Genomic DNA, 14,935 nt, shown 5'->3' on the forward strand with positions numbered 1-14,935 from the left:
AGAATTGAAATTTATAGGGTTTATAAGCCTTTATTCTGAGCAATTCTTACCTTACGGAAGAGTTCTGAGCTGTAAACAAAGTCGGTTACCGCTTCATTCTCTGTTTTGAAAATTTCCTTGTTGGTGCCTTTCCAAGCGATCCGTCCATCTTTTAGGAAAATGATGGTCTCTCCAATTTCCAAAACCGAGTTCATGTCGTGAGAAATGATGACGGTAGTTATGTTGGCTTCATGCGTCAACTCTTGAATAAGGTTGTCAATTACCGTAGCCGTTTTAGGATCAAGCCCAGAGTTGGGTTCATCGCAAAATAGATACGCTGGCTTGTTTACAACAGCTCTAGCAAGTGCCACACGTTTTTGCTGCCCACCAGAAATTTCGCTAGGCTTCTTCTTATTAAGATTTTCTAGATTGACTCGTTGTAAAATGTCGTTGGCTCTTTCCTGACGTTCCTTACGACGCATTTTAGTAAACATGCGTAGTGGGAACATTACGTTTTCTTCCACCGTCATGGAGTCGAATAATGCGCTGTGCTGGAATAGCATCCCCATGTTTTCACGTAGCTCTTTTTGACGATCTTCATCCATCTCGCTCAATCGCTCGTTGTCATAGACAATCTCACCAGAATCTGGCTTGAACAATCCCAGCATATTCTTGAGAAATACAGATTTTCCAGAACCACTGGCACCTATAATCATGTTGGTTTTGCCTCGATCAAATGTGGCGTCAATACCGTCAAGAATAGTCTCACCTTTAAAACTCTTATGTAGATTTTTGATTTCTATCATAACAGTATGGTTGTAAGTAAGTAGTTAGCAACAATAATGGCCACACAGGTCCAAACGAATGAAGTAGTAGAAGCTTCACCTACTTCAAGAGCGCCACCTTTCATGTAATATCCATGGTAACTAGGAATGGTAGCTAGAATAAGGCCAAAAACCATGGTTTTTATAAAAGCGTACACGACTTGATAAGGAACAAAAGTGTCTTGCAGGCCTATGATAAAATCCTGAGCGCTAACCAGATTGCCATAAACGGCAGCCAAAAATCCTCCCAAAATCCCTACAAACATGATGATGGCGATAAGTAGCGGGTAAAACAACATCGCAATAATCTTTGGGAATACCAGATAGTTCAGCGGGTTGATACCCATTACTTTAAGAGCATCTATCTGCTCTGTAACGTTCATGGTTCCAATACTAGATGTGATATAGGATCCTACTTTACCAGCCATGATAATTGAAATTACCGTAGGTGCAAACTCTAAAATTATGGACTGTCTTACCGCAAACCCTATAAGCGATTTTGGAATCAAGGGATTATCCAGATTCAAGGAAGTTTGTAGCGCCACAACGGCACCCATAAATAGACTAATAAATGCGGTGATACCTATCGACCCTATGATCAGGTCGTCAATCTCCTTCATGATCAGTTCCTTAAGAACAATAGCTTTTGTGGGCCTTCTAAAGACCTCAAAGAGCATGATCATATATTTGCCCAGATGGCTCAAAATCTTCATGAGCGGTAAATATATAGATAAATTAGAACTGGCGATTTAATCCTTTCTTAAACTTGACAGGATTTACAATATGTATTTTTGTAAAAATTCTGTAGAATGAAATTAATGAAACCTCTTTGCTTTTTTCTAGTGTTGTTGACTGCAACTATTTCGCTTTCGCAAAAGCGAACTAACCCTCAACAGCCTGCAACCATGAAAGCTTCTAGTGAAACCAATATCACAACGGTAGACAGGCCAAAACTTGTCGTAGGTATTGTCGTGGATCAAATGCGTTATGATTACCTCACTAGGTTTTACGATAGATATGGTAACGATGGTTTCAAGCGTTTGATGAAGGATGGTTTTAGCGCTACTAACAACCATTATAATTTTGTTCCTACCTATACGGCGCCTGGACATGCCTCCATTTATACAGGTACCACACCAGCAGATCATGGAATCATAGGAAATAATTGGTATGACAAATTCATCGACAAGACGATTTACAATGCAGACGATGAAAATGCCATTCCTATAGGTACGTCTAGCGATGAAGGTAAGATGTCACCACGCAAATTGTTGAGTTCTACGGTAACGGACGAATTGGAATTGTTTACTCAAGGACGTGCCAAGGTGATAGGTATATCCATCAAAGACCGTGGTGCGATATTGCCAGCGGGTCACGCGGCAGATGCCGCTTACTGGTTTAGAGGTGGCGATGAAGGTGCTTTTATCACCAGCGATTTTTATATGCAAGAGCTTCCTAAATGGGTAAAGGATTTTAATGAGTCCAATCCAGCCAGTAAATACCTTAAAACATGGGAAACACTTTATCCTATGAACAGCTATACAGCTAGTGGTTCAGATCTCAACGATTTTGAAAGAGCGCCACGAGGCAAGGAAACGGCCACATTCCCATATGATCTCAAAGAACTGGCTCCTTCAAATGGCGATTATAATCTTATCAAATCCACTCCGTATGGTAACAGCATTGTAGCAGATTTTGCTATTGAGGCTCTGGAAAGCGAAAGTATGGGCAAGGATGACATCACAGACTTTTTGGCGGTAAGTTTTTCAAGTACAGATTATGTGGGTCATCAGTATGGCGTAAATTCTGTTGAGATTGAGGATACGTATTTAAGACTGGATCAAGATCTAGCAAGGCTGCTGGATGCTCTTGACCAAAAGGTTGGGAATGGCGAGTATACCGTTTTCTTGACAGCAGACCATGGAGCGGTAAACGTACCAGCTTATTTGCAGGAGAAAAGATTCAGCGCTGGATATTTTGATGAACAAACCTTTGTAAAGGAAATGGACTCATTAATCACAAATCAATTCAGCACCAGCGGATTGATCAAAAACGTAAGCAACGATCAGATCTTTTTCGATCAGTCTGTTTTGAAGTCTAATGGCGTTGATGCTGGAGAGTTACAGGAATATCTAGCATCTCAAATACGCAATTATCCAGGTGTCAATAAAGCTTTTACTCGCGATGCACTTGTTAGCGGCAGTTTTACTACCGGCATGGCGGCTTTGGTTCAAAAAGGCTTTCACCATCAACGCAGTGGTGATGTAGTGTTTGTTCTAGATCCTGGAGTCATTGTGTACTCTTCAAAAGGTAGTACGCACGGTAGCCCACAAAGTTATGATACACACGTGCCGCTATTATTTTATGGGAAAGGCATCAATAAAGGAAGCACCAACGATCGTACACATATTACTGATATAGCTCCTACGATTTCATCTCTTTTGGGAATTAGTTTTCCTAACAGCGCCACGGGAAATCCTATTGGCAAAGTTTTAAAATAACGAGATACTGTTTCTTATATCTTTGTTTCATAAATCAATAGCCATGAAATTATACATCACGATTGCAGCGTTTTTTATTACAGCCATTTCTTTGGGTCAGGCTTATACTGGAAAAGGAGATCAAAAATTCCAAGTAGGACTTAATCTACAAGATAACGGTACAGGTATTCAAGCCACCTATGATTATGGAGTAGGCGAGAATATCTCCTTTGGTATCTCTACGGTTTATCTGTTAGGTGTTGATGACGAGATCGATGCAGATTTTGACCAGCGTGCAGATTTACGTTTGCGTTTCAACGCTAATATAGGGAACGTGCTCAATTTTGACCCGATGTTTGACTTTTATCCAGGACTTAGTTTTGGTACTAAAAACTTCGGTGGTCATTTGGGAGCTCGCTATTTTTTCAGTGAAGGTTTCGGGATTTATACCGAGGCTCAATTTCCATTTGCCAAATACGATGATGGTGACTTAACTCCAGCCGAAGACTTGAACAACCAGTTCAATTTCAACATTGGGATGTCTTTCAATCTTTAGAAACCTAATTTAGACTTGATACCGTTCCAACGGTATTGTCTCAAAAAACGGCCTTGATCTTTATTCAAAATAGGATCTATGCCGTTTTTTTGTGCCTTGAAATATCCTTTCAGGTAATCCGTAAACAGATTGGGCTGTCGCTTATTTGCCGCCATTTTTAGGGCAGTAATTACCGTGAGCAGCCATCCGTAATGCATCTTGTAGAACGCTTCACCCTGCAACTGCATGGACTTGGGTTTGTAGGCAGCACCGGTAGGTTTCAAATGTTTGACGTGCAAACCTTCTATAGTTTTTACCTGCCAGCCATAGTACCTTGCCAGCATCTCGTCGATGGTATCCCAACCTATGGAAGATCTCAATCCGCCTATTTCTTTGAAACAAGCCGTACGATATGCCTTCAATGCACCACGTATATGATCTGGATTGTTTTGGTTTTCTACGACCCAACGATTGTTTACCTCGATGATACAGTGTCCAGCTGCCATTCCTGTTTTTTCGCTTTCGCGAAAGCGAACTACAATATCTTCTAGGTAATGTTCTGGAAAGATGAGGTCTGCATCAAACTTGCAGATGATGTCCACTTTGTTGAGATCTACCAGTTCCAATCCTTTTTTGAAGGCGTTGATGACCTTGGTTCCAGGAATATTCTCTGCAGCAGATGCATTCCTTATAATAGTAATAGGTAATCTATCCGTAAAGCGGCTGGCGACATCATACGTGTTGTCTGTACTGTTGTCGTCCACCACAATGATTTGTGCGGCCTTAACGGTTTGCGCAAGGAGACTTTCCAGTGTTTGTGCTATGAAAGACGCCTCGTTGTAGGCAGGAATAATGATGGCAATGCGCAACGCTATAGGTTTAGGATCGCTCGCAATATACAAGATAGTAACGATCTGTAAAGTTTCTCAAAATAGGGCGTAGGCCCAACTTTTTAGTAGGATTGGTAAACTTCACGCGGTCGATCACGTCCCAGCCGGCTTTGTTCAAAACATAGTCCAGCTGCCAGTCCTCAAACTCATGATAGTGTTGATCTCTTATATCATTGGGATTTCTATAGGCTGATGCAAACCACAATCTGAGAGGTACGCTCACCAATAATTTTTTGCAGGGAATCGCTTTTAAAACACCATAGGGATTTACTAAATGCTCAAAAATTTCAAAAGCAGTGACAACCTCGCCGTCAAAACCAGAAACCGCAGTAGTATCATCATCTAGGTCTTCACCGCTCGTGTTCTGGACTTGAAAACCGTTTTCTTTCAAGATCACCGAAAATGGATTTTCAACTCCTAGATCCAGAATCTTTTCAGATGGATCCACGTGTAGTTGTAAGAATTCCAGCGTCTTTTTGAAACGTTTTGAGGGAAATGTGTTTTCGTACAAATCAGTAAGTTTTAACCGCGACGTCGCTCAAGAAGGATCATCATCATCAAGCCCAGCATGACGCGTTCCTTGTCGTCATTGTCAATTTCTGCGATTTTTTCAACTTCAAATTCCTTCCCAAAAAAGGAAGGTTTCTTTTTAAGTTTAGCGACGATATCGCCATTGACATCAGTAACATTATAGGTTGGGTGAAAAACATATCCAGTAAAAAAACTAAGTACAGGAATCTCGCCCATCAATGAATCACCCAGTCGGGTCCATGCGCTGGCTTCCTGTACTTTATACTGAAATTTCTCGTGCTGGTCGATAATATCGTACTCTGCCTTCCACATGGATTTCCAGCCCTTGCGTGCAATCTTGCCTATCTCGGTGCCATTCGCATCCAGCATATTGTATGCAGCACTCCAGTCCAGCCATTGGTTAGCTCGTATGGTAAACAACACTTGCGATTTTGAAGTATCGCTATAAACGGTAATCGCCTCTTTGAGTTTGAACATCTTTTGCCTCACATAAGCGATGGTCGCACCAGTGGCATCAGTTGCAGTAAAGTCGTTGCTCAACGTGGTGATTCTAAAAGAGAATCTAATGGGATACTGAATATTTTGCATGAGATACGGTTGATATGGTCCATGTAAAGGTAGGAGAATAGTTCGCTTTCGCGAAAGCGATATCCATCAAAAACACATGAACAAATCATCATTCTTCAACAAGAAATTAATACCTAATACAAGTTGAAGCTGAAAGATCTTGAATCTAACCGTGAATATGGTAACCACCATCGACATGGCGTATCTCTCCAGTAATGCGACATTCTGGACGGAAAAGGTGCACGATTTCAAAAGCAAGATCTTCTGGCCTCGCATTGCCCAGCGGGCTCATCCTGTTAGAGGTTTGTACATCTTCTGGACGTAGCGTGGCATTACCGGCCTTGCTGCCCATGAAAGGTGAAAATCTCAAGGCGTTGCAACGAATGTCGTACTTGCGTCCCAGCTCATCTGCCAGCTCCACGGTAATTCTTTCCAGTGCTGCCTTTGCAATACTCATATTGCGATAGGGATGAAAAGTAACTTTGGCCGCGGCAATGTAGCTAAGTGAACAAATGGAAGCGCCATTTTGTAACACGCCTTTTTCCAATAAATGACGTGTAACGCTGATCAAGGAATAGGCGCTCACATCCATGGTATCGCAAAATTCCTGCAAGGTCACCTCAATCAAAGGTTTTACTTCTTTCTTGCGTATGGTTTTATCCATGGCAATCGCGTGAAGAAAACCATCGAGTTTGATGTTTTTATCAGCTAATTCCTGTGCAAAACTGGCGATGTTATCATCGATGGTCACATCTAAAATAGCGGTCAGGCTATCGCCCAACTCTTTTTTGACAGATGCCTTAAAGTCCTCATAGTTAGTGTTGAGAAACGCCTGAGCTTTTTCTGAAAGATTTTTGTGGTGTTTGCTCACACCTAAGCCTGTACAAACCACTTTGCCGCCATTTTTGACAATCTCGCGAGCGGTGTACATGGCTAGGGAATGCTCATCTGCTATCCCTGTAATCAAAAAAGTTTTTCCTTGTAATGTCATAGTGTTTACCATTTATAAAGTGCTGTTCCCCAAGTCCATCCTGCGCCTACGGCAGCGAAAAGAATGAGGTCGCCTTTTTTGAGTAGTCCGTTTTTGTTGGTTTCGTCCAGCATGATCGGTATTGTGCCACCAGAAGTGTTGGCATAGCGATCCATGTTGGTATGTACTTTTTCCCAAGGCAGACCAACGGTTTCTGCAATGGATTGTAGGATGCGTATGCTGGGTTGGTGTGGTATCATGTGATCCACTTGATCAATGGACACTTTATTACGATCCAGCAGCTCATTGATGGATTTAGGAACCACATCGATAGCGGTTTGGAAAACGGCTTGACCATCCATCTGGAAATAGTGAAGGCCGTCATTAACCGTTTCTTCAGAAGCTGGTTGTAAGGAACCACCAGCTGGAATATTCCAGGCGTCTTTACCACGACCATCAGTATGTAATAAGAAGTCTTGAAAACCTTTGTCTTCTGTAGTATGTGAAATAACCATCGCGCCAGCGCCATCACCAAAAAACACAGAATCACGTCGATCCCAATCGGTGATATTTGAGAACGTATCAGCGCCTATGACCAGCACATTTTTATACATACCTGATTTGATGAATTGTACTGCAGTAGCAATGGCAAAAACAGCACCAGAACACACTGCCGAAATATCAAAGGCCACGGCATCAAACGCTTCCAGATTCTCCTGAACAAAACAAGCACAAGATGGAGCAAGTTTGTCTGGAGTAGCTGTAGCAAGAATGATGAGATCAATGTCCTTTGCTGTGAGACTTGCATTTTTAAGGGCATTTTGAGCCGCTTTTGTGGCAAGGTCACTTGTGGTCTCACCAGTACTGATGCGTCGTTCCTTAATACCTAGATTCTTTTGTATCCAGGCATCGTTGGAACCAACTTTTTCAAAGTAATCGTTAGGGACGATATTTTCAGGCGCATAAGATCCTGTGCCACTTATATAAGCGTTGTTCATGTAAATAGAGGTTTTGAGCTGCGAGAGTTGAGTCCAGATCCTACCGTCATTTTGGAAGGTGATTTGAATAAGGCGTATGGATAAAGTCTTTGCAAGAATTTTAAAAATAGAAGCAACAGTCTCTTGTTTGAATTCCGCGCAATCTACTAAGGCAACAATAATTTGCAGACTCCTTACGCCAGAACTGTCCGATGCCCAAAGTACATAAAAAGCGTTAGGTTATTAATAAAAACACTGAAAACGAGCACTTTAAATAATAAATCCTCAAAAGAACTACCTGATTTTTGGAGCAGCCAGCAGCATTATGGGCTTTAGTCTACTACCTCTAACTTCGCAAAACGCAACAATAACTTCTTCAAACCACCTACTTGAAAGTTGATTTCAGCTTTTTTCTCGCCTCCAATACCTTCTAGGTTGACCACGGTTCCTTGACCAAAACGCGCATGGGAAACCTTAGTGCCAGGTTTTAGATCGCCTTCAAAGCCTGCTGGCGCTGGATTAGTTGAGGTACTTACAGGTCGCATCTTGCGCAGTTTGCGTATTTGCTCCTCGCTAGGTTTGCTAACTGTTGGTGGTGTACCGCTTCGTGGTTTGGTCTGGCGCAGTTTTGATTTATCGGGTTCATCCCATAGATGATCTGTCATCGCAGACTTGTATTTGTAGTCATCCATAGGAGTAGTATACTCCAGGTATTGATCATCAATTTCGGTAATGAATCTGCTGGGCTCTGCATCGACCAGTTTTCCCCAACGGTATCTACTTAGAGTATACGTCAGATAGGCTTGATGTTCTGCTCTGGTAAGTGCCACGTAAAACAAGCGACGTTCTTCTTCCAATTCCTCACGAGTGTTCATACTCATACCACTAGGGAACAGATCTTCTTCCATTCCTACGATATATAAGTATGGAAACTCAAGCCCTTTGGATAAGTGTACGGTCATGAGCGAAACACGATCTGTGTCGCCTGTATCTTTGTCTAGATCTGTGGCGAGTGCCACATCTTCCAGGAATTCTGCAAGGGAACCGCGAGCATCTGCAATTTCTTGTTGTCCTTCTACAAAGTCCCGCATACCATTGAGCAACTCTTCAATGTTTTCTATACGAGAAATTCCTTCCTGAGATCCATCTTTCTTAAGCTCAGTTAGAAGCGCACTTTTTTTAATCACATATTCCGTTAGCTCAAAAACGTTCTGTGTTTCTTCCAGTGCCTGGAAGCTTTTGATCATGGTAGCAAAATTGCGCAATTTGGTTTTGGTTCCGCCGTTAATATTAGCTTCGACACGATCAATGTTTTCGATAATCTCAAAGAGACTTTTGTCGTACTGCTTCGCTGCTACGATTAACTTGTCGATAGTAGTGGCGCCTATACCACGCGCTGGATAGTTGATCACACGTTTGATGGCTTCTTCATCTTTTGGATTGACAATCAATCGCAAATAGGAAAGAACATCCTTGACCTCTTTACGCTGATAGAAACTAAGGCCACCATAAATACGATAGGGTATATCACGCTTGCGCAGTGCGTCTTCCATAGCTCTGGACTGCGCATTAGTTCTATAAAGAATCGCAAACTGATCATTGCCCAGCTGCTTATTCATCTTGTTTTCCCAGATGCTACTGGCCACAAAGCGGCCTTCTTCGGCATCGCTCATCAATCGGTGGACGATGATTTTAGGACCATCGTTGTTGGCGGTCCATACGACTTTGTCCAGTTTGGTTTTGTTGTGCTCAATGATGGAATTGGCAGCCTCAACAATATTTTTTGTCGAACGATAATTTTGCTCCAGTCGGTAGGCTTTTACATCATCATAATCACGCTGGAAGTTCAGGATGTTGTTAATGTTTGCACCGCGAAATGCATAGATCGACTGGGCATCGTCTCCTACCACGCAAATGTTTTGGAATTTATCTGACAGTGCTTTGACAATCAGGTATTGTGAGTGGTTGGTATCTTGATACTCATCCACCAGGATATATTGAAAACGATGTTGGTACTTGGCCAACACATCTGGAAAACGATTCAAAAGCTCATTGGTTTTAAGCAATAAATCATCAAAATCCATCGCGCCAGCTTTAAAACAGCGCTCCACATATTCTTTATAAATGTCGCCAAATCGAGGTCGCCTCGCCATCGCGTCTGCCTCTTGCAAATCAGGATCTGCAAAATAGGCACGCACAGTAATCAGACTGTTTTTGAGCGACGAGATTCTGGAAAAAATCTGTTTGTATTTGTAGACATCCTTATCCAGTCCCATTTCCTTGATGATGGCGCTGGTAAGTCGCTGGGAATCTTGGGAGTCATAAATCGTGAAGTTGGATGGATAGCCCAATTTATCGGCTTCCATGCGCAGCAATCGCGCAAAAACCGAGTGAAAAGTTCCCATCCACAAATTTTTGGATTCGCTGGCACCCACAATTTCGGCAATACGGTTTTTCATCTCACGCGCCGCCTTGTTGGTAAATGTCAATGCCAAAATATTGAACGGATCTACACCTTGCTGCATCAGGTAAGCGATGCGTAAAGTCAATACACGTGTCTTGCCAGATCCAGCACCGGCAATCACGATCATGGGACCATCTTTTTGCAGGACTGGAAGCCGCTGCGCGTCATTTAATTGGGATAAATAATCTTCCAAAATCTACTTCATTTTCTGATCTATAAAGATAAGGTTTGATGGGAGTTCGCTTTCGCGAAAGCGAACTAAATACCATCCTTTTTTCAACAAAACAGCCACATTTTTATGCTAAAGACAAAGTCCTACTGCGATGACATATTGTATTTTTAGGGCTCTAAAGACCGCCTATGGAATCCATGTGGGAATTTTTGAGCAGTATAGCCTGGTACTGGTATTTGATACTCTTGATCATTATCGTGTTTCTCTATGACATCTTACAGCGTCGTCATATCATTTTACGCAACTTCCCGGTGGTGGGACATTTTAGATACTGGCTGGAAAGTATTGGTCCAGAGTTGCGCCAATACATCGTGGCAAACAACAGGGAAGAGTTACCCTTTAACAGGATCGAGCGCGGTTGGATCTATGCCAGTGCCAAAAATGAGAACAATTACGAGGGTTTTGGAACCGATAGAGACATCTATGCCAACCAGTATATTTTTATCAATAACTCCATGATGTCGCATAAGGTCGAGAAAGGATCTGTTACAGATCTGGAACCGTCCTTCCTGCCGTGCGCTAAGGTCATGGGCGCTGCAAAAAATAGAAAAAGGCCTTATCGGCCTGCAAGTGTGATTAATATTTCGGCAATGAGTTACGGCAGTTTGAGCGCCAAGGCACTGGACGCCATGAATAATGGTGCCAAAAAAGTACATGCCTACCACAATACCGGTGAAGGTGGTTTGTCACCGTACCACAAACGTGGTGCAGACGTCGTTTTTCATTTTGGTACTGGGTACTTTGGGGTTAGAGATGACGAAGGGAATTTCTCCATGGAAAAGTTGAAAAAACTCGTGGAAGAGAATCCGCAAATTAGAGCGATTGAAGTCAAGCTATCCCAAGGCGCCAAACCTGGTAAAGGTGGCGTGCTGCCTGGCTCAAAAATCACTAAAGAAATAAGTGAGATACGACACGTTCCGATGGGCGAGGACGTTCTATCGCCACCTACGCATAGTGCTTTCCAAGGTGTCAAAGGGCTTGTAGATTTTGTTGAACAAATTGCCACAGAAACTGGACTACCTACCGGAATCAAAGCTGCCATAGGAAAACTGGAACAATGGGAAGAACTGGCAGAAATTATGAAAACTACCGGTAAAGGCCCAGATTTTATCACGGTTGATGGTGGAGAAGGTGGAACTGGCGCAGCACCCCCTAGTTTTGCAGACCATGTGTCGCTTCCATGGGTTTTTGGGTTTTCAGATTTGTATCAAGTGTTTCAGCAGCGTGACTTAACTACTGATATTGTATTTATCGCCAGTGGTAAATTAGGTTTTCCAGCCAAAGCTGCCATGGCATTTTCCATGGGAGCTGATTGTATCAATGTAGCACGTGAAGCCATGATCTCCATAGGGTGTATACAGGCAAAAGTGTGTCACAACAACACTTGCCCTACAGGTGTCGCTACGCAGAACAAGTGGCTACAACGCGGTATCGTTGTTCCTGAAAAAGCTGAACGCCTTGCAAGCTATTTCAAGAAATTCAATAAGGAATTGCTGGAAATCACGCATGCAGCCGGATATGAACATCCTTGTCAATTTGATATGCGCGATGTGGATGTAAGCACCGGTGATACCAACATGACTCAAACCCTGGAATACACCTACAAATACCAAAAAACTCCCGTAGAATTTAAGGGTATGCAGGCTTTAAAAGAGTGTGAACACCTAGGTGGTTCACGTCATTAATATCGAAATAGAAGTTTAAATGAATCTTACAACAACTCAATTACTCATTGCTTTTGTACCAGCGCTTATCGTGGGTGCTGTAGCTTATTTATTGATCAGTTCTTTTTTGAAGAATGAAGAAAACCGTCGCATCTATCTTGCCGGTAAATCTTTAAAACCCAAAACCTTGCCCATGCGCATGGCGGCCTACGAACGATTGACGCTTTTTTTGGAACGCATGAAACCCAATAGCTTGTTGGTCAGAACTCTACCAGGTCATCTTTCTAAAAGCGAATACGAGAATAAACTCATTACGACCATAGAGCAAGAGTTTGAACACAATATCGCCCAGCAGATTTATTTCACAGAAGAATGTTGGAATGTGATTAGGGCAGCAAAAAACACGACCATTCAGAAAATAAGACAAGTAGGCATGAGCGACAAATCACATACTGCGGAAGAACTACGCGCACAAATTATCAATGAATTCATGGATGGTCCAGCAACTAGCGAAACGGCATTGAGTTTTGTGAGAAGAGAAGTTAGAGAGTTGTTTTAGGTTTAGGCATTAGGCATGAATTCTTGTGACATATCCTGAAGATTCTTAAATCAAGTGGATCGTAAAATTCAAGTCCAGATTGGAAATCCAATTCTACAAATCAGTTACCAATCTCAAATTCTCCTGCTCTCTTTCAGTCAATAATTCTACGACCTTTTCCATCAAGGGTTTATTGGCTTCTTTTGCATATTGCTCATTAACCAATTTGCGGGCATATTGATAGAAGCGATAGTTATGGTGCAGCGCTGCTTGATAGAGATCGAGATAGTTTTGATCGTCTAGATATCCTAAGGCTATCAAATAATCAAAAGCAGTCTGTCGCGTTGAGGTGCTGTAAATCGGTTTGGTGTATTCTTGCAATTGGCCTAGGTATGCTGTTCGATCATTGTTTGAGAATCCTGTTGAATTGATGGCTAGTGTCAACCAAGCCATGTCCAGAGATTCATTGGTAGTTGACCATGCTTTTTTTGCCGTTTTGAGCAATCGGGCTTTATCGGTAGCGGCATTCCAAAGCAGCACCAAAGCATTTTCTCTGGTAGCATAGGATGCATCGGTCAACATTCCAGAAATCATTTCTTTATTATAGTCATTGATTTCTTGCGCTGTCAAGGTGATCAACTGGCGTATTTCCAGATTATTGGTCGCCGCCGCTCGTTCTAGGAGATCATACTTGCGAGTGTCTTCATGCAAACTTAATTGGCCTACCATTTCTAGAACCATTTGTTTTTGCACCGGTGGCTGCAGCGTCTCTTTGTAACTGTTCAATGCCTCTTGAAAAGGAGAGATACGTCTGGCCAGCAGCTGTAGGTAGGCTTCCATAAACAAGTCTTTGCGCAATAGGCGTAAAGCCTCGTTGCTAGGGAACTGATTGCTGGTTAACCATGTGGCTTTATAAGAAGCTAGATCCTTTCCAGACTCTTGAGACATAATATCCAGAAAATCATCTGTCGTTGCATTTTTGAATGCATATTCCTTCAAAAAGCGTTTGATTCCTGCCTTGAATGCCGCATCGCCTACCAGATCTCTTAAGGCATGAATGGCCCAGGCACCATGCTGATAAAAAGTAAGAGAACTTGCCGCTGGATCCAGCAAGGCAGTGCTTTTCCCTGACTGATTCTGTTCATTGAGTAATTCTGCCTGCTCGTAGAGATTCACGTGATAATGCTCATCACCGTATAGATGTCGTTCGGCAAGCATGGCATAATAAGTTGCAAAACCTTCATGCAGCCAGTGGTGCGTTCCAGACGCTGCAGTGACTAGATCGCCAAACCATTGGTGCGCGAGTTCGTGAGCATTTACAGTGACATAGCTGCGATCCACAGCGCCCAACTCGTCTTGCACAAACTGATCATCAAAAATCGTTGTGCCCGTATTTTCCATGCCGGCATACAAGAAATCCTTGACGGGAATTTGCTTATAATTTTGCCATGGATAGGCAATCCCTATCTCATTTTCAAGAAAGTCAAAGATCTCCTTAGTATGAACAAAGGTACTTGACACCTTTTGCTCATCTTCAGGATAATAGTACATATCCAACGGCACGCCACTTTGAGAGGTTGCCGTTGATATTGCATAATTTCCCACGACGACCGCTACCAGATAACTAGACATGGGATGTGTCATATCATAATTCCAGGTCATTTGGTCACCTTCACCTTTTTTGGAAATGAGATTTCCATTGGCAACCACAGTGAGATCATCTGGTGCGGTAACACTTATATCCCATTCCATTTTTTCGTTCATGTCATCTATGCTGGGCAGCCAGTTGCTGGTATATTTTCCTTGACCTTGCGTCCACGCCTGTTCCCAGCGTCCATCGACATCACTGTCAATAAAATACATGGCTTTGTTGGGTTGACTTTTAAATGCAATGGTGATGGTGGTTTTTTCGCTTTCGCGAAAGCGATATTTCACAACTATTCCTGCATCGTTCTGGCTGGAGATCATAGAAGGATGCGTGGTGGAACTCGCCGTAAACTCCACAATATTTTTTGCATCGATCAAAATCTGATCGGTATCTTGAAGAATATTGATGTCAAAAGTTACCGTACCGCTTACCATCTCTTGGGCTGGATCCATCGTGATTTGGACCTTAGCACTCTGGAAATCAACCGCTGGTTGATCTATTCCTTGGGCGTAGTTTTGAGTCGTTAGAAAAGTGAAGAACAATAAAACAAATAGAAATCTCATAGGCTGCCAAAATACAAATATCATGCGGTTTATAGGACGCTCAAGTTGTCGCAAAGTTTAGTCTTGACCATTC

13 protein-coding genes are annotated in these 14,935 nt (G+C 42.5%); 4 read left to right on the plus strand and 9 right to left on the minus strand.

Annotated features, from left to right (window positions below; genetic code table 11):
* Window positions 1-20 precede the first annotated feature (20 nt).
* Complete coding sequence (locus AAU57_RS07255; protein ID WP_055412272.1) at window positions 21-785, minus strand: ABC transporter ATP-binding protein; 765 nt, start codon at window positions 783-785, stop codon at window positions 21-23.
* A complete protein-coding gene (locus tag AAU57_RS07260; RefSeq protein WP_055412273.1) occupies window positions 782-1,516 on the minus strand; it encodes an MlaE family ABC transporter permease in 735 nt (244 codons plus the stop codon). Before AAU57_RS07260 ends, AAU57_RS07255 begins: the two co-directional genes overlap by 4 nt.
* A gap of 96 nt (window positions 1,517-1,612) precedes the next feature.
* Between AAU57_RS07260 and pafA the strand changes: the two genes are divergently transcribed.
* Both pafA and AAU57_RS07270 read left to right on the plus strand, forming a co-directional pair.
* Entirely contained in the window at window positions 1,613-3,304 is a 1,692-nt protein-coding gene (gene pafA, locus AAU57_RS07265) for an alkaline phosphatase PafA (RefSeq protein WP_231717785.1), read from the plus strand.
* Between the two features lie 43 nt (window positions 3,305-3,347).
* Window positions 3,348-3,839 (plus strand): DUF6646 family protein, encoded by a 492-nt coding sequence (locus tag AAU57_RS07270; RefSeq protein WP_055412275.1) that lies wholly within the window; start codon window positions 3,348-3,350, stop codon window positions 3,837-3,839.
* Here AAU57_RS07270 and AAU57_RS07275 read toward each other — a convergent pair.
* The 6 genes from AAU57_RS07275 to AAU57_RS07300 all read right to left on the minus strand — a co-directional run bounded on the left by AAU57_RS07275 (window position 3,836) and on the right by AAU57_RS07300 (window position 10,410).
* On the minus strand, window positions 3,836-4,720 hold the full coding sequence (locus tag AAU57_RS07275) for a glycosyltransferase family 2 protein (RefSeq protein WP_231717786.1): 885 nt from the start codon (window positions 4,718-4,720) through the stop codon (window positions 3,836-3,838). The two genes, AAU57_RS07270 and AAU57_RS07275, sit on opposite strands and share 4 nt — an antisense overlap.
* Window positions 4,698-5,219: a methyltransferase gene (locus AAU57_RS07280; RefSeq protein ID WP_055412276.1), complete on the minus strand. Its 522-nt coding sequence runs from the start codon at window positions 5,217-5,219 to the stop codon at window positions 4,698-4,700. Before AAU57_RS07280 ends, AAU57_RS07275 begins: the two co-directional genes overlap by 23 nt.
* A gap of 11 nt (window positions 5,220-5,230) precedes the next feature.
* Window positions 5,231-5,827, minus strand: coding sequence for a hypothetical protein (locus tag AAU57_RS07285; RefSeq protein ID WP_055412277.1), 597 nt, complete (start codon window positions 5,825-5,827; stop codon window positions 5,231-5,233).
* A 145-nt stretch (window positions 5,828-5,972) separates the two neighbouring features.
* A complete protein-coding gene (locus AAU57_RS07290; protein WP_055413706.1) occupies window positions 5,973-6,797 on the minus strand; it encodes an SDR family oxidoreductase in 825 nt (274 codons plus the stop codon).
* A 5-nt stretch (window positions 6,798-6,802) separates the two neighbouring features.
* Complete coding sequence (locus tag AAU57_RS07295; RefSeq protein WP_055412278.1) at window positions 6,803-7,774, minus strand: 3-oxoacyl-ACP synthase III family protein; 972 nt, start codon at window positions 7,772-7,774, stop codon at window positions 6,803-6,805.
* Between the two features lie 311 nt (window positions 7,775-8,085).
* Window positions 8,086-10,410, minus strand: a complete 2,325-nt coding sequence (locus tag AAU57_RS07300; RefSeq protein WP_055412279.1) for an ATP-dependent helicase — start codon at window positions 10,408-10,410, stop codon at window positions 8,086-8,088.
* A 167-nt stretch (window positions 10,411-10,577) separates the two neighbouring features.
* On the opposite strand from AAU57_RS07300, the gene AAU57_RS07305 reads away from it, so the two are divergent.
* Both AAU57_RS07305 and AAU57_RS07310 read left to right on the plus strand, forming a co-directional pair.
* A complete protein-coding gene (locus AAU57_RS07305; protein ID WP_055412280.1) occupies window positions 10,578-12,134 on the plus strand; it encodes an FMN-binding glutamate synthase family protein in 1,557 nt (518 codons plus the stop codon).
* Window positions 12,135-12,153: 19 nt separating this feature from the next.
* Window positions 12,154-12,672 carry a hypothetical protein gene (locus tag AAU57_RS07310; protein WP_055412281.1) on the plus strand — a complete coding sequence of 173 codons (519 nt, stop codon included), beginning with the start codon at window positions 12,154-12,156 and terminating at the stop codon, window positions 12,670-12,672.
* 93 nt (window positions 12,673-12,765) lie between these two features.
* Here the strand turns inward: AAU57_RS07310 and AAU57_RS07315 are convergent, their stop codons facing one another.
* Complete coding sequence (locus AAU57_RS07315) at window positions 12,766-14,886, minus strand: M1 family metallopeptidase (RefSeq protein WP_156340038.1); 2,121 nt, start codon at window positions 14,884-14,886, stop codon at window positions 12,766-12,768.
* Window positions 14,887-14,935 lie beyond the last annotated feature (49 nt).

The sequence above is a fragment of the Nonlabens sp. YIK11 genome, assembly GCF_001413925.1.
GTDB lineage: Bacteria > Bacteroidota > Bacteroidia > Flavobacteriales > Flavobacteriaceae > Nonlabens.

Excerpts from the sequence above, each read along its gene's own strand:
- AAU57_RS07255 (WP_055412272.1), bottom strand. The coding sequence starts at position 785 with ATGATAGAAATCAAAAATCTACATAAGAGTTTTAAAGGTGAGACTATT.
- AAU57_RS07260 (WP_055412273.1), bottom strand. The coding sequence starts at position 1,516 with ATGAAGATTTTGAGCCATCTGGGCAAATATATGATCATGCTCTTTGAG.
- pafA (WP_231717785.1), top strand. The coding sequence starts at position 1,613 with ATGAAATTAATGAAACCTCTTTGCTTTTTTCTAGTGTTGTTGACTGCA.
- AAU57_RS07270 (WP_055412275.1), top strand. The coding sequence starts at position 3,348 with ATGAAATTATACATCACGATTGCAGCGTTTTTTATTACAGCCATTTCT.
- AAU57_RS07285 (WP_055412277.1), bottom strand. The coding sequence starts at position 5,827 with ATGCAAAATATTCAGTATCCCATTAGATTCTCTTTTAGAATCACCACG.
- AAU57_RS07290 (WP_055413706.1), bottom strand. The coding sequence starts at position 6,797 with ATGACATTACAAGGAAAAACTTTTTTGATTACAGGGATAGCAGATGAG.
- AAU57_RS07295 (WP_055412278.1), bottom strand. The coding sequence starts at position 7,774 with ATGAACAACGCTTATATAAGTGGCACAGGATCTTATGCGCCTGAAAAT.
- AAU57_RS07305 (WP_055412280.1), top strand. The coding sequence starts at position 10,578 with ATGGAATCCATGTGGGAATTTTTGAGCAGTATAGCCTGGTACTGGTAT.
- AAU57_RS07310 (WP_055412281.1), top strand. The coding sequence starts at position 12,154 with ATGAATCTTACAACAACTCAATTACTCATTGCTTTTGTACCAGCGCTT.
- AAU57_RS07315 (WP_156340038.1), bottom strand. The coding sequence starts at position 14,886 with ATGATATTTGTATTTTGGCAGCCTATGAGATTTCTATTTGTTTTATTG.